The 23441-nt window shown below is 47.3% G+C and carries 21 protein-coding genes; 9 read left to right on the top strand and 12 right to left on the bottom strand.

Translation table 11 applies throughout. The features are described 5' to 3' along the window. Positions 1-20: 20 nt before the first annotated feature. The 3 genes from G9F48_RS17895 to G9F48_RS17885 all read left to right on the top strand — a co-directional run bounded on the left by G9F48_RS17895 (position 21) and on the right by G9F48_RS17885 (position 4037). Complete coding sequence (locus tag G9F48_RS17895; RefSeq protein WP_003156699.1) at positions 21-1457, top strand: alanine/glycine:cation symporter family protein; 1437 nt, start codon at positions 21-23, stop codon at positions 1455-1457. A 115-nt stretch (positions 1458-1572) separates the two neighbouring features. Beyond that, complete coding sequence (mmuM, locus tag G9F48_RS17890) at positions 1573-2520, top strand: homocysteine S-methyltransferase (RefSeq protein WP_165409905.1); 948 nt, start codon at positions 1573-1575, stop codon at positions 2518-2520. A gap of 113 nt (positions 2521-2633) precedes the next feature. After that, on the top strand, positions 2634-4037 hold the full coding sequence (locus G9F48_RS17885; protein WP_165409904.1) for an amino acid permease: 1404 nt from the start codon (positions 2634-2636) through the stop codon (positions 4035-4037). Between the two features lie 40 nt (positions 4038-4077). Here the strand turns inward: G9F48_RS17885 and G9F48_RS17880 are convergent, their stop codons facing one another. Next, positions 4078-5145 carry a branched-chain amino acid aminotransferase gene (locus tag G9F48_RS17880; protein ID WP_025853807.1) on the bottom strand — a complete coding sequence of 356 codons (1068 nt, stop codon included), beginning with the start codon at positions 5143-5145 and terminating at the stop codon, positions 4078-4080. A 370-nt stretch (positions 5146-5515) separates the two neighbouring features. Between G9F48_RS17880 and gltP the strand changes: the two genes are divergently transcribed. After that, positions 5516-6766 (top strand): glutamate-aspartate/proton symporter GltP, encoded by a 1251-nt coding sequence (gene gltP / locus G9F48_RS17875; RefSeq protein ID WP_014304261.1) that lies wholly within the window; start codon positions 5516-5518, stop codon positions 6764-6766. A gap of 36 nt (positions 6767-6802) precedes the next feature. Here the strand turns inward: gltP and trhO are convergent, their stop codons facing one another. The 9 genes from trhO to G9F48_RS17830 form a co-directional block, all read right to left on the bottom strand. Then, complete coding sequence (gene trhO / locus G9F48_RS17870; protein ID WP_165409903.1) at positions 6803-7771, bottom strand: oxygen-dependent tRNA uridine(34) hydroxylase TrhO; 969 nt, start codon at positions 7769-7771, stop codon at positions 6803-6805. 106 nt (positions 7772-7877) lie between these two features. After that, a complete protein-coding gene (locus tag G9F48_RS17865; RefSeq protein WP_165409902.1) occupies positions 7878-8153 on the bottom strand; it encodes a hypothetical protein in 276 nt (91 codons plus the stop codon). Positions 8154-8195: 42 nt separating this feature from the next. Further along, on the bottom strand, positions 8196-9011 hold the full coding sequence (locus tag G9F48_RS17860; RefSeq protein ID WP_015239079.1) for a phosphatidylserine decarboxylase: 816 nt from the start codon (positions 9009-9011) through the stop codon (positions 8196-8198). Continuing rightward, positions 9004-9492, bottom strand: a complete 489-nt coding sequence (locus G9F48_RS17855; protein WP_025650172.1) for a DedA family protein — start codon at positions 9490-9492, stop codon at positions 9004-9006. The genes G9F48_RS17860 and G9F48_RS17855 overlap by 8 nt, the downstream gene beginning before the upstream one ends. Continuing rightward, positions 9483-10016 (bottom strand): CDP-diacylglycerol--serine O-phosphatidyltransferase, encoded by a 534-nt coding sequence (gene pssA / locus G9F48_RS17850; RefSeq protein WP_003156712.1) that lies wholly within the window; start codon positions 10014-10016, stop codon positions 9483-9485. Before pssA ends, G9F48_RS17855 begins: the two co-directional genes overlap by 10 nt. A gap of 477 nt (positions 10017-10493) precedes the next feature. After that, on the bottom strand, positions 10494-11648 hold the full coding sequence (gene purT, locus G9F48_RS17845) for a phosphoribosylglycinamide formyltransferase 2 (RefSeq protein WP_165409901.1): 1155 nt from the start codon (positions 11646-11648) through the stop codon (positions 10494-10496). 81 nt (positions 11649-11729) lie between these two features. Beyond that, the gene (locus G9F48_RS17840) at positions 11730-12800 is read right to left on the bottom strand and encodes an iron-containing alcohol dehydrogenase family protein (RefSeq protein ID WP_165409900.1); all 1071 of its coding nucleotides are present in this window, start codon (positions 12798-12800) and stop codon (positions 11730-11732) included. Positions 12801-12872: 72 nt separating this feature from the next. Next, positions 12873-13343, bottom strand: coding sequence for a helix-turn-helix transcriptional regulator (locus G9F48_RS17835; RefSeq protein ID WP_003156718.1), 471 nt, complete (start codon positions 13341-13343; stop codon positions 12873-12875). Positions 13344-13602: 259 nt separating this feature from the next. Further along, on the bottom strand, positions 13603-14046 hold the full coding sequence (locus tag G9F48_RS17830) for a Ser-Thr-rich GPI-anchored membrane family protein (RefSeq protein ID WP_165409899.1): 444 nt from the start codon (positions 14044-14046) through the stop codon (positions 13603-13605). A 378-nt stretch (positions 14047-14424) separates the two neighbouring features. Between G9F48_RS17830 and G9F48_RS17825 the strand changes: the two genes are divergently transcribed. The 3 genes from G9F48_RS17825 to hpaB all read left to right on the top strand — a co-directional run bounded on the left by G9F48_RS17825 (position 14425) and on the right by hpaB (position 18694). Then, a complete protein-coding gene (locus G9F48_RS17825; protein WP_063174905.1) occupies positions 14425-16599 on the top strand; it encodes a glycoside hydrolase domain-containing protein in 2175 nt (724 codons plus the stop codon). 72 nt (positions 16600-16671) lie between these two features. Next, complete coding sequence (locus tag G9F48_RS17820; protein ID WP_165409898.1) at positions 16672-17097, top strand: hypothetical protein; 426 nt, start codon at positions 16672-16674, stop codon at positions 17095-17097. A gap of 151 nt (positions 17098-17248) precedes the next feature. Continuing rightward, positions 17249-18694 carry a 4-hydroxyphenylacetate 3-monooxygenase, oxygenase component gene (hpaB, locus tag G9F48_RS17815; RefSeq protein ID WP_146276035.1) on the top strand — a complete coding sequence of 482 codons (1446 nt, stop codon included), beginning with the start codon at positions 17249-17251 and terminating at the stop codon, positions 18692-18694. A gap of 55 nt (positions 18695-18749) precedes the next feature. Here hpaB and G9F48_RS17810 read toward each other — a convergent pair whose 3' ends face one another. Continuing rightward, positions 18750-18992, bottom strand: coding sequence for a DUF2651 family protein (locus G9F48_RS17810; protein ID WP_003156724.1), 243 nt, complete (start codon positions 18990-18992; stop codon positions 18750-18752). 334 nt (positions 18993-19326) lie between these two features. On the opposite strand from G9F48_RS17810, the gene glpT reads away from it, so the two are divergent. Both glpT and G9F48_RS17800 read left to right on the top strand, forming a co-directional pair. Next, complete coding sequence (gene glpT / locus G9F48_RS17805; protein WP_003156725.1) at positions 19327-20661, top strand: glycerol-3-phosphate transporter; 1335 nt, start codon at positions 19327-19329, stop codon at positions 20659-20661. A gap of 95 nt (positions 20662-20756) precedes the next feature. After that, complete coding sequence (locus G9F48_RS17800; protein ID WP_063174902.1) at positions 20757-21644, top strand: glycerophosphodiester phosphodiesterase; 888 nt, start codon at positions 20757-20759, stop codon at positions 21642-21644. Positions 21645-21738: 94 nt separating this feature from the next. On the opposite strand, the gene G9F48_RS17795 is transcribed toward G9F48_RS17800, so the two are convergent. Beyond that, entirely contained in the window at positions 21739-23358 is a 1620-nt protein-coding gene (locus G9F48_RS17795) for an APC family permease (protein ID WP_063174899.1), read from the bottom strand. Between the last annotated feature and the right edge of the window lie 83 nt (positions 23359-23441).

The following is a 23441-nucleotide window of genomic DNA, read 5'->3' as shown; positions in this document are numbered from 1 at the left end:
ATGAACCAAGAGGTGATTGGATGCAGGAATTCCTTGAAAATGTAATCGGCTCGGCAAATGATTTTTTATGGTCAAAACTGTTAATCGTACTGCTTCTTTCTCTGGGACTGTTTTTTACGTTCAGATCAAAGGGTCTGCAAGTCCGCATGCTGAAGGAAATGATCCGGGTTTTGAAGGAAGGCGCGGCCGCCCGGACAAAAAACAGCATTTCCCCGTTTCAGGCATTTTGCATCAGTATGGCGGCGCGTGTCGGAACCGGGAATATTACCGGAATCGCCATTGCGATCGCACTCGGCGGTCCGGGCGCTATTTTCTGGATGTGGATTATCGCAGTCATCGGTTCGGCTTCAAGCTTTGTTGAAAGCACGCTGGCCCAAATTTATAAAGTAAAAGATCAAAACGGGTTCCGCGGCGGCCCGGCCTATTACATGGAAAAAGGCCTGAAGAAACGCTGGATGGGCGCGCTGTTCGCCGTATTAATCACACTGTCATTCGGGGTTGTTTTTAATTCCGTTCAATCCAATACGATCAGCGTCGCCTTTCAAAACGCGTTCGGCACCAGCCGGCTTACATTGGGCATTATTTTAATCTTGGTTTTCGGCGGCGTCATCTTCGGCGGCGTCAAACGAATTGCGAAAATGGCGGAATACATCGTAGTCGTCTTGGCCGTTTTATATATCGGTGTCGCTTTCTTTGTCATTCTGACGAACATCACCCAATTGCCCGGCGTTCTGTCGCTAATCGTAAAAAATGCGTTCGGCATTGATCAGGCAGCGGGCGGCGCTTTAGGTGCGGCCTTGATGCAAGGTGTAAGACGCGGGATTTTCTCAAATGAAGCGGGTATGGGAAGCGCTCCGAACGCGGCGGCGACAGCTACGACGAGCCACCCGGTGAAACAGGGGCTCATTCAGGCATTCGGCGTCCTGACGGATACGCTCGTCATTTGTACAAGCACGGCGCTTATCATTTTATTTTCAGACGCTTATCACCAGCCGGGACTGAGCGGCATCGCGCTTTCTCAGGCCGCCTTGAGCGACCATGTCGGCGCGTGGGCGTCAGGTTTCCTTGCCGTCTTAATGCTTTTGTTCGGCTTCAGCGCTCTGATGGGCAACTATTATTACGGAGAAACCAATATCGGATTTTTAAGCCAGAACAAAAAGTGGCTGTTCATTTACCGCATCTGCGTGCTCGGAATGGTACTGTTCGGCTGTATTTCCAAAGTCCAGCTTGTGTGGGATATGGCTGACTTGTTCATGGGCTTAATGGTGGTCGTGAACTTAATCGCAATTTTCCTTCTGTCGAAAAAAGCATTTGCCGCTTTGAGCGATTATGCCCGGCAAAAGAAAGCCGGAAAGGACCCCGTCTTTTACAGAGATGTGCTCCCTGATGACGACGGGATCGAATGCTGGGAGTATTCAGACATCGCGAAAAGCGCGAAAGGCAAACATATTTCCTAAACAAAAGGTGTTCGGGCAGCGTCCTGAACACCTTTTTTCCGCCGGTTCATTGACAAAGAGAATAGCGTCCATTACCCTTTTTATATATTTTCAGTAAAGTCAGAAAGGAAGGCCTATGAATCCCATTACACAAATATTAAATGAATACCCGGTTATGATCATAGACGGCGCGATGGCAACCGAGCTTGAGCGGATGGGCTGTGATTTACATGACGATCTGTGGTCGGCCAAAATTCTTTTGGAGAGACCCGAACTGATCAAACAGGTGCATGCAGAATATTTTGCCGCCGGCGCTGATTGCGCGATCACCGCCAGTTATCAATCGACAATTGAAGTATTTGCAGCGCGCGGCATCCCGGAAACCGAGGCGATACGTCTCATTCAGACATCTGTTGAACTTGCCGCACAAGCACGCGATGAATTTTGGGCTTATGAAGAAAACCGTTTACACCGGCCCAAACCTTTGGTCGCCGCTTCTATCGGACCTTACGGCGCGAGCCTCGCTGACGGCTCTGAATACCGCGGGCATTACGGACTGACGGAAGATGAGCTGATCAGCTTTCACCGCCCCCGGATGAAAGCCCTCATAGAATCCGGCGCCGATCTTTTGGCCTGTGAGACCATTCCGTGCCTGTCAGAAGCAAAAGCGATCACAAGGCTGCTGGAGGAATTCCCCGGCACTTATGCATGGATCAGCTTCAGCGCTAAAGACGGACGGCATATCAGCGAAGGCACGCCTATTTCCGAATGCGCGGCCCTGCTTGACTCCTGCAGCCAAATCGCAGCGATCGGCATCAACTGCACACCGATCGAACATATTCCGCCGCTGATAGAAGAAATCAAACGGGCAGCATCCAAACCGATTATCGCCTATCCGAACTCCGGTGAACAATATGACCCGGTGACAAAAACCTGGAAAGGCGCAGCGTGCGAAAACCATTTCGGAAAAAGCGCGCAAAGCTGGTACGAAAACGGCGTGAGCCTGATCGGAGGCTGCTGCCGGACGAAACCTGAGGACATCCAAGCCATTGCCGATTGGGCCAAGACCTTAAAAACAACTTGACTAATCGGAATAGTTTGTATATTCTATTCAAAAAGCCGGTTCGCCGGAATCTCGTGCCGTTCGCCGGCATGAGATTTTTTATTAGAACGGCCCTCGCAGAAAGTTGGAAAACAATGAACAACAAGAACGAGACGAATTTTCAGAGAAGTATGAAAAGCAGACACCTCTTTATGCTATCACTCGGAGGTGTGATCGGAACGGGGCTGTTTTTAAGCTCTGGGTATACCATTCATCAGGCGGGTCCGGCGGGCACCATTTTCGCTTACCTTTTGGGCGCGGGCATCGTCTATCTTGTCATGCTTTGCCTCGGTGAACTGTCAGTGGCCATGCCGGTGACGGGCGCATTCCACACCTATGCGAAGACCTATATCGGGCCCGCGACGGGCTTTACGGTCGCATGGCTGTACTGGCTGACGTGGGCGGTGGCGCTGGGCTCTGAATTCACGGCGGCCGGGCTCTTCATGCAGCGCTGGTTCCCGCATACTTCAGTTTGGATGTGGAGTGCGGTATTCGCTCTTTTCATCTTTTTATTAAACGCCTTCTCCGTGAAATTTTTTGCTGAATCGGAGTTTTGGTTCTCAAGCATTAAAGTCTTAGCCATCTTACTGTTTATTTTATTGGGCGGAGCGGCGATGTTCGGCCTCGTCCCGATGAAAAGCGGTGAGGCCGCACCTATGCTGTCGAACTTTACGGATGGCGGCAGCCTTTTTCCAAATGGCTTTTTCCCGATACTGATGACGATGCTTTCAGTAAACTTTGCTTTCTCAGGGACGGAATTGATCGGAATCGCCGCCGGGGAAAGCGCCGATCCGGAAAAAACCGTTCCGCGCGCCATTAAGACCACAGTCTGGCGGCTGGCGCTTTTCTTTATCGGAACGATTTTTGTGCTGTCAGGGATGATCTCCATCAAGGAAGCCGGTGTGATTGAAAGCCCGTTTGTCACGGTATTTGACAGAGTCGGCGTGCCTTATGCGGCCGATCTGATGAATTTCGTCATTTTAACGGCGCTTCTGTCCGCGGCCAATTCAGGGCTGTACGCGTCATCACGTATGCTGTGGTCCCTGTCTAAAGAAGGGGAGCTTCATCCCGCCTTTGCCAGGCTGACCTCTAAAGGCATTCCTTTTAACGCTCTGATCTTCAGTATGATCGGCGGCATTCTGTCGTTGTTGTCAAGCGTATTTGCAGCGGATACAGTCTATCTTGTTCTCGTCTCCGTCTCAGGATTTGCGGTAGTGGCTGTGTGGATGAGCATCGCCGCATCGCAATTTTTGTTCAGAAGACGGTTTCTTAAAGAAGGGCACCAGCTTTCAGACTTGAAATACAGGACGCCGGGATATCCGGCCGTACCGATAGCGGCCTTTCTCCTATGCCTCGCCTCCTGTATCGGCATCGCTTTTGATCAAAACCAGGCCATTGCCCTTTATTGCGGAATTGTATTTATGGCCGTTTGCTACACCGCTTATTACTTGAAAAACCGGAAAAGCAGAGCCCGCGTGCAAGCCGTAAAATCCCAATAACCAAAAAAAGAACCCTGCGGCGCAAGGGTTCTTTTTTCATTTATACTTCAACCACCCATCTGAACGAATCCCGCACCTTCCCGACTTGGATGCCGGCAATCGTTTCATAGAGCTTTTCTGACACTTCACCGATCAATCCGTTATTCAGCTCAATCGTTTCGCCGTGAATGTGCAGCGCGCCGACCGGCGAGATGACGGCCGCGGTTCCCGTACCGAATACTTCTGACACCTCGCCTCTCATTGCAGCCTCATAGATGTCATCAATGGCGACCTGTTCTTCTCTGACACGGATGCCCCAGCTTTTTAACAGCTCTATCACAGATGCGCGTGTGATGCCCCCGAGAATGCTTCCGTTTAACGCCGGCGTTACGGCCTCTCCGTTTATGATGAAAAAGATATTCATACTGCCTACCTCTTCGGCATATTTCTTTTCCACCCCGTCGAGCCAAAGCACCTGATCATACCCCAGTTCTTCGGCTTTCCGCTGAGCCTGTAAGCTGGCCGCATAATTTCCGGACGTTTTGACGTCGCCCACTCCGCCGGTGACGGCGCGCACATACTCATCCTCCACATAAATGCGGATCGGTTTCAGCTGATCGCCGTAATACGAACCGACCGGCGTCAGAACAACCATGAACTTGTAACGCTTTGAAGGCCGGACGCCTAAAGAAGGCTCAGTCGCAATCACAAACGGACGGATATATAAAGAGGTTCCTTTTTCTATCGGTATCCATTCCTGCTCCAGCTCCACCAATTGTATCAATGCTTCCAGCGCCAGCTTCTCGTCAAGAGGCGGCATGCTCATCCGCCGTAACGATTTATTCAGCCGTTTTATATTTTGGTCAGGACGGAACATCAACACCCGTCCGTCTTCTGACCTGTAAGCCTTCAGCCCTTCAAATACGGCCTGCCCGTAATGGAAAACCGATGCGGAAGGATCCAGATGGACCGGTTCATAAGGTGTGATTCTCGGATCATGCCACCCTCTCTCCTCTTCGTAATCCATGACAAACATGTAATCTGTGAAGTACTTGCCAAATCCCAATGAAGCGGAATCCGGTTTTTCTTTTCTAGCTGTGACCTTACGTCTTTCAATCAGTTGATTCAACAAAAGCACACCTTTCTTCTAATTGTTTAAATTTTCAGTCTTTTCTGGGCTGCATGTTTTTTCTGTCCCGAATCTTGTATGCACAGATATATGAGAATGCAGTTGACCATATCATATCAAATATACCACTTATAAGAGGATAATTATCAAAATTTTTAATATTTTCAGCAGAAATCTTTCTTTATTTTTATGCTCCTTCTTTTTTTCCAATGCGGACTTTCTGTCATATTCAATGATTGCGCTTACATAATGTAAAGCAATCCTTCCTTTCGCACAGTCAATAATGTGACAAATTTATGGCGGACAGGAAGGTGGTTGCCGCCTGCTTCACGAATTACGTAAGAAATGCGCAAGTAAAAGGGGGATTCGCTTGAAAAAATTTATCGCATTCCAGATTTTGATCGCTTTAGCCATCGGAGCATTGATCGGCCATTTCTTCCCGGATTTCGGGATGGCGCTGCGGCCCGTCGGAGACGGATTTATCCGCCTGATTAAAATGATTGTCGTGCCGATCGTGTTTTCGACCATTGTTATCGGAGCCGCCGGCAGCGGCAGTATGAAAAAAATGGGCAGTCTCGGCATCAAAACGATTATTTGGTTTGAAGTGATTACGACGCTTGTTCTGGCGCTCGGTCTGTTATTGGCAAACGTGCTGAAGCCGGGAGTCGGACTTAACCTCTCTCATCTTGCTAAAAAAGACATTCACGAGCTTTCCGGCTATACGGAAAAAGTAGTCGACCTGAAACAAATGCTTCTTGATATTATCCCCGTTAACATCATTGACGTTATGGCGAAAAATGATCTTCTCGCCGTCATTTTTTTCGCAATCCTATTCGGTGTTGCCGCAGCCGGCATCGGCAAAGCCTCCGCACCTGTCATGAGTTTCTTTGAATCCACGGCAAATATTATGTTCAAGCTGACGCAGATGGTGATGGTCACCGCTCCGATCGGCGTTCTCGCCCTGATGGCCGCCTCAGTCGGACAATTCGGAATCGCGCTTTTGCTCCCGATGCTGAAGCTGATCGGCACTGTGTTCCTCGGGCTGTTCCTGATACTTTTCGTTCTGTTTCCGATCGTGGGGCTTATCTTTAAAATCAAGTACTTTGAAGTGCTGAAAATGATTTGGGATCTGTTTTTGATCGCTTTCTCCACGACAAGCACAGAAACCATTCTGCCTCAGCTGATGGATCGGATGGAGAAATACGGCTGCCCGAAGCGGGTCGTCTCCTTTGTGGTTCCGTCAGGTTTATCGCTGAACTGTGACGGCTCCAGCCTCTATTTATCGGTGTCCTGTATTTTCCTGGCGCAGGCGTTTCATGTGGAGATGCCGCTTTCTCAGCAGCTTCTGATGATGCTTGTGCTCGTCATGACAAGCAAAGGCATTGCCGCCGTCCCGTCAGGCTCACTCGTCGTGCTTCTGGCGACAGCGAATGCCGTCGGTCTCCCTGCGGAAGGCGTCGCCATCATTGCCGGTGTCGACCGCGTCATGGACATGGCGCGAACCGGTGTCAACGTGCCCGGCCATGCGGTCGCCTGCATCGTCGTATCCAAATGGGAAAAAGCTTTCACATATAAAGGACCCGTCACGGCAGACCAGACCGCACGGACAGAAAGTATGTAAACACAAAAAAGACCACCTCATTGGTGGTCTTTTCTATTAATCAATCGCCGCATGATCCTCTTTTTCAATCAAAGCAAGGCGTTCATTGATTTCTTCCTGAGTCATTTCGTGCTCTTTCACATACATGTTGCGTTCGTTCGTACGGCATTCGTGACTGCAGCTGCGCATGTATTTGTATTCATTCTCAGGTGTGCAGATCATTTTTTTATTACATGCCGGATTTGCGCAGTTCACATAACGCTCGCACGGCTCGCCCGTGAAATAATCTTTTCCGATGATAACGTGCTCTACGCGGTTGACCGGTACGCTGATTCTTTCGTCAAACACATAACACTGTCCGTCCCACAGCTGCCCTTGCACTTCAGGATCTTTACCGTAAGTGACGATACCGCCGTCAAGCTGGGACACATCTTCAAAGCCCTGCTTCAGCAGCCAGCCGGAAAATTTCTCACAGCGTACGCCGCCTGTGCAGTACGTGAGGATTTTTTTGCCTTCAAGCATGTCTTTGTGTTCTTCAATCCAGTCCGGCAGCTCACGGAACGCCTCAATATCAGGTCTGACCGCTCCGCGGAAATGACCGAGGTCATACTCATAGTCGTTTCTGGCGTCGATCACGATCGTGTCAGGATCCTGCATTTGCTCATAAAAGTCTTTCGGTTTCAAATGCTTGCCCGTCGTGACATTCGGATCAACATCATCTTCGAGACGAAGCGTCACCAGCTCTTTTTTATGGCGCACAAACATTTTGCGGAATGCATGGCCGTCAGCCTCGTCAATTTTGATCGGCATGTCGGCAAAACGCGGATCAGCTTTCAGCGCATTCATGTATTGATCCGTCTGTTCAACTGTTCCGGACACCGTGCCGTTAATGCCTTCCTCAGAAATCAAAATACGGCCTAACAGACCGAGCTCCTTACAAAACTTCAAATGCTGAGCCGTGAACTCTTCAGGCTCAGCAATCTTTACATATTTATAATAAAGTAAAACTCTATATTGTTTTTCCATGATTTATACACCCTGTTCAATTATATTAATGATCACGCACACTATACTATATCATACAGGAAAACGGGCGAAAGATGAACATTTCCGTCCGTACTCTTTCTTCCAGTCACGCTTCGCCTTTTAAAACCTGCTGAAAATAAAACCGATACGTATTGCGCAAAAAGGTCTCAAGCGAAAGGCCGGCCGCGGTCTGATACTTGCCGATAATAAATGGAAAACGTTCACGGCCTTTTGCCCGCAGAAGATCGGCGCTGTCTTCAGCCAGTTCTGAGATGAGCGCCTCAACAACAGGCCGGCATGCTTCCCGCACCGCTTCAAGAATTTGCTGATCGCCTGTATGCCGGTACTGTTCGATCAGCTTTCCCAAATCCTTTTCTTCCATAAAGTTCACTTCCTTACACCATATAAAAAAGAGGAGCAGCTTTTATAAAGCGGACGCCTCCTCCTGTGACTCCGCATAACCGATGATCTGACCGACCTGTAATTCACGGCCTTCAGTCAGGTTATCCGAAGGGGTAAACATATCTTTCTCGAATACTAAAATAACGGTCGATCCAAATGAAAAATAGCCCAGCTCTTCCCCCGTCTCAAGCCGGTTTCCGGTGTTTGTCTGAACGATCGAGTTAATATTCATCGCACCTACCGGAATCATGAGCATCTGCTGATCAGCACGGGTCAGCTCGTACACATAACGGTAATTTTTTGAGAGCACATCTTTCCCGTACTTTAACCCCATCGTATTAACGGGATAGGAGCGTTTCCCCAGCTCGGCCAGCTTTTGATACGTGCAGCTGACGGGAGAATGAAAGCGGTGGTAATGTCTCGGGCTCAGGTAAAGCACGGCAAAACACCCGCCGTTATACTTGTGATCGGCGCTTTTAAACCCCGTCAGTTCAGCGAACGAATAATCCTTCCCTTTTACCATGAAAGTTTGATTGGGATTAATCATGCCCACCGTCTGAACGACGCCGTCCACCGGGCTGACGATGGCGTTCTTCTCTTTTGCCACGGGGCGGAGATTCAAATTAATATCACGAATAAAAAATGACGCCAGTGAATCAAAGTCAGAAGCCGTGCGTTCCGTTTCATTCCAGTTAATGCGATAGTGTTTGGAAAACAGCGGAATCATCGGCTTGCTCAGTTTCGATTCACAGAAGTTTTTAATGAGATAAGACGTCAATCGATTATTAGTCAGTTCAATCAATGAACGGTAAAGAACTTTAGCGGCAGTATTAAACATTGATTACTCCTATGAATTTTCCTATAGTAATAAAAATAAAACACCATAAAAACGCTCCGATGGCGGCGAAGCATAAGTAGGTTTTGAATTCCATTCTGCCGATTCCGGAAAAGTAGCAGGTCACGTGTCTGATGCCGGGGATGAAATAACCTAAAATAATGGTGTACGGCCCGTACTTCTTCATCCACCTGTCTACTTTCGCCATCCTCTTTTCCTTCAGGCCGACCCATTTCCCGAACTTATTAATAAACGGCCGGCCGGCTTTTCTGCCGATGAAGTAGCTGATAATCATCCCAAGGAGCGCTCCGATAAAACTGATCAGAATGGAGAGCCCGTAATTCAGCACGTTTATATGAGCGAAGTAGCCCACAAGCGTCATCATGACTTCATCCGGAATAGGCAATCCGATAATACCGAGTGTCAGCATAAGAAAAATCGCGATATATCCGTAATCGGATATTAATTGCTGAACTAATTCCATCTTCTGCTCTCCAGGTTTTCAGGCGCCTGTTTTTTAAAGTGCGGAAATTTAATATTGCTGACCATTAAATAACCGAGCGCGATCGTTCCCGCCCCCAGAAGAAAAGCGTTATTGATAAAGCTCAAAATGACAAGACACATACCCGCAAACGGAATCGGCATCCCGATAAACGTCGGCAGCTTGCTTTGTTCAATATTAAATCTGGAAAGACGGATCATCCCGCAGATGCTGTAGGAAAGCGCGATTAAAATTCCGATGAACGGAAGCGTATATAGTGAAACACTGTAAGCGAGCATGGACGGCGCTACGCCGAACGTCACGAGATCAGCAAAAGAGTCAAGCTCTCTTCCCATCTCCGATACCGCGTTCAGCTTACGGGCGGCCAAACCGTCAAAGAAATCAAGAAACATCCCGGTGAAAATAAAGATCACCGCAGAGTGTATATTATGATACAAAAGGGAATGAATCGATAAGAGCCCGCAAATGAAATTTCCAATTGTAATCATACTAGGTATATAATTCACAGTTTACACAAACCTCCAATTAAAACCATATCAAATCGGACTGCGTATGCATAAAGAATACATTTTAAGGAAACATAAAATGAAATTCTTTCGATGCTATCATTCAAATTCTTTTATTATACAGCATTTGGTGTTATTTGAACAATCTAATCTGGTGATTTTTGTTTTTTCGCCGTTCATATTAAGGTAAGCAATCATGGTTTCCTCTATTCCGGATTACCCTGCTTAAATATTCCATGCCGCGATCCGGATTGTCCGTTCTTGATGAATGAAAAGCCGTATGATGTATTGTTATTTCCTTCTCCGTGAAATGAGAACATTACATATAACGATTGCGGACATAAAAAGTTTCAAGAATTAAAAAACCGGCACAAAACGGCCTCATACATTATCTCATAACCCCGTTTTCCAGTATATAGTCTGTCCAAACAAAAAAGGCGCCTTACCATTACGGTAAAAACGCCTTTTAAGATCATTTTATGTAATTGATAAGTGACTGAGTGCTTCGGCCGCTCTTTCTCTAGCCTCTTCAACGGTCTCGGCTGCAGAAAGCGCAACCGCCATACGGCGTCCGACTTTCGTGACGGGTTTACCGAATACGCGGACCTGAGTGCTTTTTACCGCCAAAGCTTTCTCCAAACCTTCAACCGCATAATCAGCAAGCTCTTTAGGCGCCTTCAGCGGACGGCTTGCCCCCGGCGACAGCTGAGTGATTTCCGGAATCGGGAATCCCAAGACCGCGCGGACATGCAGCGCAAACTCTGACAAATTTTGCGTCACAAGCGTAACGAGCCCCGTGTCATGCGGACGGGGAGACACTTCGCTGAAATATACTTTATCTTCAGTAAGGAAAAGCTCCACCCCGAACAAACCGTATCCGCCGAGCTCGTCCGTTATGCTTTTCGCAATGTGTTTCGCCTCTTCAATCTGCTGTTCCGTCATATGATGAGGCTGCCATGATTCAATATAGTCACCGTCTTTTTGTTCATGTCCGATCGGCGCGCAAAAGGACGTACCGTTCGCCGCGCGCACTGTCAGAAGAGTGATTTCTGATTCAAACGGAATGAATTCCTCAACGATGACCCGGCCGTTTTTCACCCGGCCGCCTTCCATCGCCATGTCCCAGCAGCTTTTCAGCCCGGAAGCCGAGCGGCACACGCTTTGCCCTTTTCCGGAAGAGCTCATCAGCGGCTTTACCACGCACGGAAAGCCGATTGTTTCCGCCGCTTCTTTAAATTCTTCATATGTATTCGCGAATTCATAGCCGGCAGTCGGAAGATGAAGCGTCTCTGCCGCAAGCCGTCTGATGCCTTCACGGTCCATCGTCAGCTTTGCCGCACGCGCATTCGGAATGACGTGAAACCCTTCTTCCTCAAGCTTCAGCAGCTCATCCGTCGCAATGGCTTCCACTTCCGGCACGATCAAGTCCGGTTTTTCTTTCTCAATGACTTCTCTGACCTGCGCTTTATCAAGCATATCAATCACACAGCTTTTGTGCGCGGCCTGCATGGCGGGAGCATCCTCATAGCTGTCAACGGCTACAGTGACAACCCCGAGCCGCTGCGCTTCAATGACGACTTCTTTCCCCAGCTCGCCTGATCCTAATAACAACATCTTCTTCGCCTGATACATGTCCTTTGGCCCCTCCCTTTCTATACCCCACTCATTATAACGGAAATATTCAAAAAATAAAGACAAGACAGATTACAAGCTCTATCCTGTCTTTTGTGCTGATTCGAGCGATTCAATCGCCGCTGACACGTCCTTCTCGCAATATTGCCCCATTAAGCATAACGATTCTTCCGCCCGGCAGGCGTGAGAAGCGATGCGGCGCTTTGCTTCCTCATGGTTGTCAAGGATGCCGAGATCACAGAGACTGACGGGGAAACCGAGCCGGCGGTAAAACGGAAGCAGCTCTTCAATCTCAGGTCTCCGATTCTCAAGCGCGAGCTGCACCAATATGCCGTAAGCAACCTTCTGGCCGTGCAGCACCTGATGTGTCTCCTGAAGAAAACTGAGGCCGTTGTGGACCGCATGCGCCCCTGCCATCCTGCACAAACGGCCGCCATACCCGCCGACCGTTCCCGCAAGCATAATGATCGTTTCCGCCGTATGGATGAACGGCACGGACAGCTCGCCTTTCTCCATGCTTACGACGGCGGCTTCACTGTAACGCAATAACAGATGACGGATATATTCCGCCTGTCTCAGCCCCGCCTGCGCCATCAGCGGCGGCGCCTCCTCCGTATTTCTGATGACCGCCTCGGCCTCATACCATTTCGCCAGCGTATCACCGATCCCGCTTTTCATATATTCAATGGGAGAGGAAAGCAAAAACAGCGGATCAACAAGCGTCAAATAGCTTGAACGCTTGTGATAATCAACTCTGATAAAATTGCCGCTGTCATCATATATGACACTCAACGGCGTACTTGCCGCACACGTCCCCGCAATGGAAGGAACCATCACAGCCTCAATATCAAGCCGGTCTGCCGCCGCTTTTGCCAAATCCAAAATCGTGCCGCCTCCGATACCGATGATCACATCCGTGTCTTCCGCCTGCTCACAGACCTTACGCACCGCCTCAGGTGAACAGTATCCTTTGTGCTGAATCACATCCCAGGAAGAACCGCCGCCGTAATCGGAGAACGCCTGATAAGATTTGATTCCGGTCACAATAACGGGTTTTCTGAATGTCTCCAGCAGCCCCGGAAGTTCTTTTGCGATTCCTTCCTTGCATATGTACTGATTCGGGCCGCTTCGGACGATATCTTCAGGCTTCATTCGAATCTCTCCTTTGGCTGGAATTTATACATATTTTCTCACTTGTCAGAAAATACATCAACCGGAGGTGCGTCAGCGCTTCGCTTCCTCCGCCTCCAAAAACAGCTCATCAAGCCGCTCCAAAGCCTCTGCCTTTTCAAAACTGCTGAACCACAGATCATCATAAGAATCAAGGATGCGGTAATGATGGGAAATCAAATGCTGCTGCAAGCGGAACTCGCCTTTTTTCTCGATGGCTTTCCACCACACCTTGCCGCCCATCGTCTTCCCCTTCGGCCTGTCAATTGTGCGGTGAGCAACCGTTTCAATGACCTCCAGCGGATCATCTCCTAATACGGATTGCAGTGTTTCACTTGATCTGAAAAGCGCGCAAACCGCCACAACGTGCGGCCATTCCGCAAGCGCCCGCCCTTTCTCAATCTGCACCAGCGACTTTTTAGAAAGACCGATCACATCTGCCATTTTCTCCTGTGTGTAGCCTCTCTCCGACCGGATTTTCTTCAGCTGGACTGAGACAAGCTCAGTCATATAATCTTGATCCATCTCAACCTCCATATTTATCAATATAGCCATTTTACACCGCGGCACGCCTTTTTTATATCAGAACATTTTCAAACAAATATAAAGGACCCGAGATTGGCTTATCATTGAAGCGATGTACCTTTCCGCATAATCCAGAATGATGCGGTGAATACAAACGTACGCCCGAAGAGACAGGTGCAGACTCCCTGGCGGTTGAGGGAGAAAATAAAAAGCTGCCGCAGCTGCAGCAGCTAAAACTTTATAGACCGGAAAATCGGCATTATGAAGCGAATACAATCCATCTTGCACTATAATTGACACGTTTTTTCGAACCCTGATTGACCAATTTAAATCTGTATGAATCTCCTTTTTTCAACGAAGGTGTTTCAAAATAAGTCGTTCCATTTTTCTTTGCATTGGCGGTTTTGATTGTTTTCCAGGCACCTTTACCGTTGACTTGCTTTTGGACGTATATTTTATACGTGCCCTTCTCTTTACTGTTGGATTTAAAAGTCACGGCTCTCAAGCTGTACTTTTTTGTCGTCTTAGTGAATTTAGGGTGATAGGTATTGATCACATAGTTAGTGAAATACCCGCTTTTATAAGTATGAAGCCAATCTTTAGCCTCTGCTTTTTGCGGAGAAGAAAAACCCATAAAACCAATTCCGCTGATTAAAAGAGTAAAAATAATAATTAGCGACTTAAAAATCTTTTTGCTTTTCATCGAGAAAACCCTTCCTTCCTGTAACTATTTACCCTATATATGTTAATGACAATATAGCTAATCATAAATCCGTCCAACTAACCATTTTGACTGCAGGAAGAGGTATGACAGCCCTGAAAATGACTATATGACTACTACTTATGATTCTTGTTATTTTTGACTAAGTGATAAAGTTACTTTAAACCGCTATCTATTTTGCTGTTATTGTATCAATTGTCATAGAGAGATCTTTTCCTATCAATGCCTCTCTTTCGGCGTTTGTGCTGCGATTGTATGATGGGGCTGTCCCTGCTTGAACAAACTCATAAACCCATGACAAACTGTCATACGTTTGCCACCTATGAATGAACGCACACTACACATAATGGAGGGATTGCAATGGACGAAATGGTCCTGGAAACACAACAATGGCTGAATGAGACGTACAAAGGCAGACACGGGTACAACAAGGTGCCGGAAAACGGAAAAACAGGCTGGGATACCATTTACGGTCTGACACGGGCGCTTCAAATTGAGCTTGGTATTTCAGAACCCGCCGATAACTTCGGACCGACGACACAAAGATTGTTTAAACCGCTGAAAAAGCAGGCTCCCGATTCTAAGCCGACAAACATGAATTACATTCTGCAGGGGGCGCTGTGGTGTAAAGGATTTAACCCGGGCGGATTTTCTGGCGTTTTCTATGAAAATACCGAAAGCGCTGTAAAAGAGTTTCAAAAAGCGGCCGGACTTACTAAGCAAGACGGCATCGTCACGGCACTCATTATGAAGGCCTTGCTGGATATGAGCGCTTTTCGGTTAGTAGCGGGAGGCGACAAAAGAATCCGCCAAATCCAGCAGAACCTGAACCGGGATTACAATGACTACATCGGCTTGATGCCTTGTGACGGCTTATATGCCCGCGATACAAACAAGGCTCTCATTTATGCTCTGCAAAAAGAAGAAGGCATGAGCACAAGCGTCGCCAATGGATTTTTCGGGAACGGAACGACCAGCTTATGTCCTACCTTGACTCCCGGCGATTCACGGACAGGCTTTGTTTTGATTGTGCAATACGCGCTTTACTGTAATGGGAAATCATTTGACCCCGGTGAATTCGACGGAAAATACGGCGTCGGAGTTGTATCGGCAGTGAAAGCTTTCCAAGAATTTATGTGTCTGCCGCAGACAGGTTATGCGGACATGCCGACGATTAAAGCTTTATTATCAAGCTCAGGCGACACAACGCGGGCTGCTTCAGCTTGTGACACCGCTGCCATTTTGACGGCAGATACGGCTAAAACTTTGCGTGAGAATGGCTATAAGATCGTGGGAAGATATCTGACCGGGAATGTGCGGACGAGCAGCGGACTGACATCGAAAGCGTTAACGTCAAAAGAACTTTCCGCGATTTTCAATGCCGGCTTAAGTGTGTTTCCGATTTATCAGGACGGCGGCTATGAATCTTCTTATTTTGTAAAAGACCAAGGAACGAGAGATGCGTACAGCGCTGCATCAGCCGCCCGAAGATTAGGTTTTCCGTCAGGAACGACCATTTACTTTGCCGTCGATTTTGATGCGTATGATTATGAAGTCACGGATAAAATCATCCCTTACTTCCAAGAAATCAAGTCAGCTTTTATGAAAATGCAGGCGTTCTCAACTGCGCCGAAATATGAAATCGGGGTATACGGGCCGAGAAACATTTGTATCCGGACGTCAGAAGCAGGTCTGACCAAATATAGCTTTACGGCTAACATGTCGACCGGATTCAGCGGCAACCTCGGATACCCGATGCCGAAAAACTGGGCTTTTGATCAATTTTATGAAGGAACGATCGGAAGCGGAGCGGGAAAAGTCGCCATTGACAAAGACGGATACTCCGGAAAAGACTCGGGTGCAAGCAGCGTCCATCCGCCTTCTGATCCTGTGTATGATGCAAGACTGCGTACACTGACGGACATTTTAACAACCATTCCTGCTTTAGAAAATATATCGAATCTTGCGAATGCCATGTTTGAATTCGACAAGACAGAAACCATTTATACATCACCTGAAATGGATATTCTTTTATCCACTTCACTTTTGGCAACAGTGCCAAGCGAAGGTTCTCCCAACACAGTTACCATTACAAACGGCAAACCGGGAGCTTATATTACCGGTCTGATGGGAGATTCACAAGTCTCTTTTACAGCATCACAAATTGATTCCTATCAAAACCTGCTTAACAGTCTGAGCTTGTCAGTCCGCAACGGTTATTTAGAAGTGTATGTCAATCCGTCTGCGGGATCGCTGAATATTCAATTTAAAATTTATACACCTGATATTCCGGTCGGTGACAGTGCTACAACTGGACTAACAACTACCATTACATTTAAAATAAAACAAAAGAGCTTCAGGCTGCCGGATTCCGAAGAGGTGTACTCTCCGGATTGGGATTCTGTCGTGAATACCATGGCTATTGCAGGCGCAGGAATTATTGTTATTGTAGGGATCGGTGCTTTAGTCGTTTTAGCACCTGAATTAGGAGGAGCTGCAGCCTTGTTCAGCACAGTTTTATCACTATTTCTATAATTGAACAGGCAGCTCCTTGCTCCAGGAATGCTCAATGAGTATTCTTGGAGTTATTTTTAAAGGAGGATTCGCATGAAGATTGATATGGAGACATACAAGGACACCGTTCAAAAAATAGAAAACGATTTGATTCCGCGAAGTCAAAATGACAAAGAACTGCTTACATATTTGATGAAACAAGATTCGCTCACACTGAGTCAAATGAAAATGTGTTTCACTGAACCGCCCCTCACCTTCCGACATACTGTCAAAATCGTATGTACAGTCACATTCATCACGTTATATATCTTTTTTTTCAGCACTCACTTTAATGATTTGATTGAAATGGCTCTGCAGATGGTTTTTGGTCTGGCCGGCCTTGTTTGGATTTTTGCTGTATTTCCGTTTTCAAGGAAAATCCAAGTGTCTGACCGTTTCAGACAAAAATCTGAAAACACCCGTATCACCGGAATGATAGACTTTGTCCTCGAACAACGATACAAAGACATGATCAGTTAAAAACCCCTCTGCTTAAGGGGTTTTTTTTATGATGCAATCCCTTCACCCCCCTTATCAAAAAAGGCTCTTCCCCTTTGGAAATAACCGGAACACCCAATTTCGTTTTCAATATAATGAGGTAGTGGATCTGCAAAGAAAGAAGGGCGACATGATGGGTATCATTAATGGCAAAATGTTCATTGACCGATTAAATCAGCTTGGAAATGAGATTTGGCTTGATGGTGAAAAGATCGAGGGACAGATTTCTGAACATCCCGCATTTAAGGGCCTTCTGGAAACGAAGCGCTCTCTTTATGATTTGCAAACGAAACCGGACATGATAGATCAAATGACTTACAGTCTTCCCGGTAAAAAAGAACGGGCCGGGCTTTCATACCTGCAGCCGAAAACGAAAGAAGACGTAAAAAGAAGAAGAAACATGTTCGAACATTGGGCCAGGCACACGCACGGAATGATGGGACGAAGCCCGGATTATATGAATACCGTGCTGATGAGCTTCGCCTCCTCTGCCGCGCTTTTGAAAGACCGCGATCATTGTTTTCCGGAACATGTTCAAGCGCTGTACGAACGCGCTGCCGCACAGGATCTTTCTTTTACGCACACGTTTATCACCCCTCAGGTGAATCGTTCACAAATGGGCGTAAACGTATCGCCGACACCTATCTCGGCAAAAGTCGTCGATAAAAATGAAAAAGGCCTCATCATACACGGCGCGCGGATTTTAGCCACACAAGGCGGCCTGACGGATGAAGTGCTCGTGGTTTCTCTGCCTAAGATGTATTTTGAATCGGATGAAGCGTTCGCTTTTTCAATTCCTTCAAATACAAAGGGAGTAAAATTTATCTGCAGGGAATCTTTCGTACTCGGAAAATCATCGTTTGATTATCCGCTCAGCTCAAGATATGAAGAAATGGATTCTATCGTTGTATTTGATCACGTTTTGGTCCCTTGGGAACGCGTATTTTTTTACAATAATTACGAGGCGGCTTTTGATTTTAATATGAAAAGCTCTTTTAACGCCTTCGCATTTCATCAAGTTATCACGAGACAAATTGTAAAGACGGAGTTTCTCCTGGGCCTCGCCCAAACGCTTGTCGATGCGATAGATGTGGGGGAATATCAGCATATTCAGGCCAAGATGGCTGAGATCATCACCGGTCTGGAAACGATGAAAGCCCTTTTGGAAAAGTCGGAGAATGATGCGGAAACAGACGAATGGGGTTATATGCGTCCGAGTGTCACTCCGCTTCGTGTGGTCAGCGCGATTTTCCCTGACATCTACCCGCGCTTCACGGAAATCATCCAGCTGATCGGGGCAAGCGGAATGGTGACTTTGCCGACTGAAAAAGCGTTCCGTTCCGACATCAGAGGAGACCTTGACCAATATTTGCAGGCGGCCGAATTGAACGCTGAAGACCGGGTAAAAGTGTTCCGCCTCGCATGGGATTTGACCATGAGCCCCTTTGGAACAAGGCAGACACAATATGAGCGGTATTTCTTCGGTGACCCCGTCCGCTTAGCCAGCCATCTGTACAGAAGCTACCCGAAAGAAGAACAGACCGCGGTCATCAAGGAATTCCTGCACATTCATAAATAAAACAAAGCAGAGATGTGTTCTCTGCTTTTGATAGCTGGATCGGCTGCCGCCGATCCTATTTTTTATTTTGGCTGATCACCACCATCGTAATATGCGATAACGCGAAAGAGACGAGCGTGTACACGACGGCCCACCCGATAAACGAGAAATTCAATATGGTAAAGGTGCATATAAGGCAAACGGCCAAAGCGGCAGCCGGCATAATGAACGCGTTTTTAAACAGGTACGTTCCGGCGACTGACAGGATGATGATACAAAGCGGCAGAACACCGAACGCAAAATCCAATTCATCAATCAACAGATGCACTCCCTTCGCTTTTCTTAGTTCGGCCTAACACATCTTATGCCTGAGTACAAAATCGAGTACCTCAAATCTTTCGCGCTCCGGCTGATATTCCCTCCGGTTATTTATTCAAAAAAATGAAAACTTTCCTTAAAGCGTTTACATCCACGTCAGACTGTGATAATTTAAGAAAGCGCTATCATATACAAGTTAATGATTTTTGGATGGAGATGAGGAGAACCAGGAAACCCCGCCCTTTCATAAGGGTGATTTCTGGTTCTTTTTGTCATTTTCAAGGAAAGGAGTCATACATACATCATGATAGACGTTCAGCAAAGGGGAGGATATGATGTTTCAATTGTTCAAGCCGGCTCCGCATATTGAGAGATTGGATGATTCAAAGACGGATGCGGCCTATAAACGGCTCAGGCTGCAGGTATTTTTGGGGATTTTCATCGGGTATGCCGGGTATTATTTGCTTCGCAAAAACTTTGCCTTCGCTATTCCTTATTTTCAGGAACAAGGGTTTTCAAAAGGGGAACTTGGCTTGGTGCTTGCGGCCGTATCAATCGCTTACGGCTTCAGCAAATTTATTATGGGGATGGTGTCTGACCGCTGCAACCCGAGGTATTTCCTTGCGACAGGTCTGTTTTTGTCAGGTGTCGTCAACATTTTATTTGTTTCCATGCCATGGGTCACGTCAAGCGTGACGATTATGTTCATTTTTATGTTTATTAACGGATGGTTTCAAGGGATGGGCTGGCCGCCTTGCGGACGGACGATGGCTCATTGGTTTTCCATCAGTGAACGCGGAACGAAAATGTCGATATGGAATGTCGCCCATAACATAGGCGGAGGTATTCTCGCCCCGCTCGTGACTCTCGGCATCGCCATGTTTGTTACTTGGAAAAGCGTATTTTTCTTTCCGGCGATTATCGCCATCGTCATTTCATTTGTGATTGTTCTTCTCGTTCGGGACACGCCGCAATCCTGCGGGCTTCCGCCGATTGAAGAATACCGGAATGACTATCCGAAGCATGCGTTCAAAGACCAGGAAAAAGAGATGACGACCAAAGAAATTCTTTTCAAATACGTGCTGAATAATAAATTTCTGTGGTATATCGCATTTGCCAATGTCTTTGTTTATTTCGTGCGTTACGGTGTCGTTGACTGGGCGCCGACCTATTTGACGGAAGCGAAAGGGTTCTCTCCTGAAGACTCCAGATGGTCTTATTTCCTTTATGAATATGCGGGAATTCCGGGAACGATTTTGTGCGGCTGGATCAGCGACCGATTTTTCAAAAGCCGCCGCGCACCGGCCGGCGTGCTGTTCATGGCCGGCGTATTTATCGCTGTATTGGTCTACTGGCTTAACCCTGCCGGTCATCCGCTCATCGATAATATCGCGCTGATCAGCATCGGATTCTTAATCTATGGGCCTGTCATGCTGATCGGACTTCAGGCCATTGACCTTGCGCCTAAAAAAGCGGCGGGAACGGCAGCCGGCTTAACCGGGTTCTTCGGCTACATCGGAGGCTCTGCTTTCGCCAACGCCATCATGGGTTATGTCGTAGACCGCTTTGACTGGAACGGCGGCTTTATCATGCTTATCTCCTCATGCGTGCTGTCCATCGTCTTCTTGGCTATGACGTGGAATACGGGCAAGCGGGCGGAGCATGTGTAAGAAAACAACATAAAAGATTAATATTTTTGCAGTACAGCATTTACAACGATTTTCTACACTGGAGACAGATATTGATTTTTAAGGGGGAAGAAAACATGCGGAAACATAAGTTGTTTGCTTTGGTATTGCTTTCATTCGGTTTATTGTCATTCATCGTCACGCCTGTATCGGCGGCGGGAAAAGGAAACCTCTTGTCTCCTGACAGAATTTTGACCATTGCCCATCGCGGTGCTTCGGGGTATGTCCCGGAGCACACGATCCTTTCTTATGAAACTGCGCAAAAAATGAAGGCTGACTATATTGAGCTGGATTTACAAATGACAAAAGACGGCAAGCTGATCGTCATGCATGATGAAAAGCTGGACCGCACCACAAACGGACAAGGCTGGGTGAAGGATCATACATTAGCCGAGATTCAAAAGCTCGACGCCGGTTCTTGGTTCAATAAGGCCTATCCGGAAAAAGCAAAACCGCAATACGCCGGACTTCGCGTTCCCACACTTGATGACGTGTTAAAACGGTTCGGCAGACATGCAAACTATTATATTGAAACAAAGGCGCCCGAAACATATCCGGGTATGGAAGAAAAACTGATCGCTTCACTGAAAAAATATAAATTGGCAGGAAAGCATGCGAAACTTGGACAAGTTATCATTCAGTCTTTCAGCAGGGACAGCCTTCTGAAAATCAAACAGCTCGATCCGAAACTTCCCGCCGTCCAATTGCTTGAAGCGGAACAGATGACCTCAATGACTGACGCAGATTTAACGGACATCAAAACATATGCCGTCGGAATCGGACCGGATTACAAAGCGCTGAACGCTCAAAATGTCCGAAACATTCGCAGCCACGGCCTACTGCTTCACCCTTACACCGTGAACAGCGAGACGGACATGCGCCGTCTGCTGAATTGGGGCGTAACCGGTGTGTTCACCAACTATGCGGATATATTCCAAAAGGTTAAAAAAGAATATAAATCATAAAGCCAGCATGGGTTCGGAGATAATGCCGAACCCATGTTTTTTTGCCCGATTAAAAAACCTTGCGGGAAATGTACCGCAAGGTTTGTATCAATCATTATTCTTTTCCGGCAGCGGCTTCCGCCTGTCCGCCTTTTAATTGGTCGTTGATTGCTTTGGCGTCTTTCAAATACTCAGTCTTGAATCCGCTCTTCAGCGCCCACGCATAGAAGGCAAGGGCAACGATTGCGATCAGCCCCATATCCCATCCGTACGGAATGATGTTCAGACCGCCGAATTTTTCACTTCCGAGCCATGAAATGACCATCATGCTGAGCAGATAGACAACCATCCAGACGCCGCCTTTAAAGTTTCTGCGGAATCCTTTCCACTTCACTTTCGCTTGGTAGTAGAAATAAATCGGAAGGCCGATCAAAATGATAAACAGCACCTGCCCTGTTAACGGCCAGCGCGCCCAATACAGCACGAGAGACGCGAACACGAAGCCGAGCGGTGCAACCACGCTGAGTCCTTTCAGACGGAGAGGCCTGTACAAATCCGCCGCCGTCCGCCGCAGCGTCATCACCGTCACGGGACCCGTGATATAAGAAATCAGCGTCGCTACGGAAATGATTTCAGCAAGCACGCCCCATCCTCTGAATAAAAACAGAAAGATAAACGATACGATCAGGTTGAAAATCATCGCTTGGCGCGGCACGCCGTACAGCGGATGAAGCTTTCCGAAAATGCTCGGCATATATTTATTTTTTTCCATGCCGTAAATCATGCGGGACGTCGTAGCGGTATAAGTGATACCCGTTCCCGACGGAGATACGAACGCATCCGCATAAAGAATAATGACAAGCCAGTTGATATTCAATGCGATCGCCAAATCGGCAAATGGAGAGTTAAAGTTCAGGTGACTCCAGCCGTGAACGATCATGGAAGGTTCAACCGCACCGATAAATGCGATTTGCAATAGGACGTAAATGACGGTTGCGACCAACAGCGAACCGACAACCGCAATCGGAATCGATTTGCCGGGATTTTTTGCTTCTCCGGCCATGTTAATCGGGCTTTGAAACCCGTTAAACGCAAATACGATACCTGATGTGGCCACCGCCGTCAGCACGCTCGCCCAGCCGTTCGGCGCAATGCTTGAACCGGATGTGAAGTTTCCGCCGTGAAAACCGGTAAACAGCAGCGCTCCGATTGTCAGCCCCGGAATAATAATTTTAAAGATGGTAATCAATGAATTCGCTTTTGAAAACAAGTTAACTGTCCAATAATTCAGTAAAAAGTAAATAATCAGCAATACGGATGCGAAGCCGAGCCCCTCTCCCGTAAGTGTGCCGTTGTGAACGAGATTGCTTGTCCATTTTGCCCAGTCCCACGGCCATGAGCTCATATATTGAACAGACGCAACCGCCTCCACCGGAATAACGGAAACAATCGCAATCCAGTTTGCCCATCCTGCGATAAATCCAATAAATGATCCATGAGAATATTGAGTATATTTTACCATTCCCCCGGCTTCGGGGAACATTGAACCCAATTCACTGTAAGAAAGTGCGATAAACAAAATAACGATCATACCGATAATCCAGGAAATAATTGCGGCAGGTCCCGCAATCTGAGCCGCCCGCCACGCCCCGAATAACCAACCGGAGCCAATCATCGACCCAAGTCCGACCATCATGAGTGCAAACGTTCCCATTCTGCGATGTAATTGATTCATAAAGTTAACACCTTTCAATTAAAATATGACTCCAGCGCTATCATATATTTATAATATTATTCTGAAAATAGTTTTGTCAATCT

This window comes from Bacillus sp. EKM420B, assembly GCF_011065565.1.
In the GTDB taxonomy this organism is placed as follows: domain Bacteria; phylum Bacillota; class Bacilli; order Bacillales; family Bacillaceae; genus Bacillus; species Bacillus velezensis.
The sequence above is the reverse complement of the archived record's forward strand: the minus strand, read 5'-3'. Positions and strand labels throughout refer to the sequence as shown.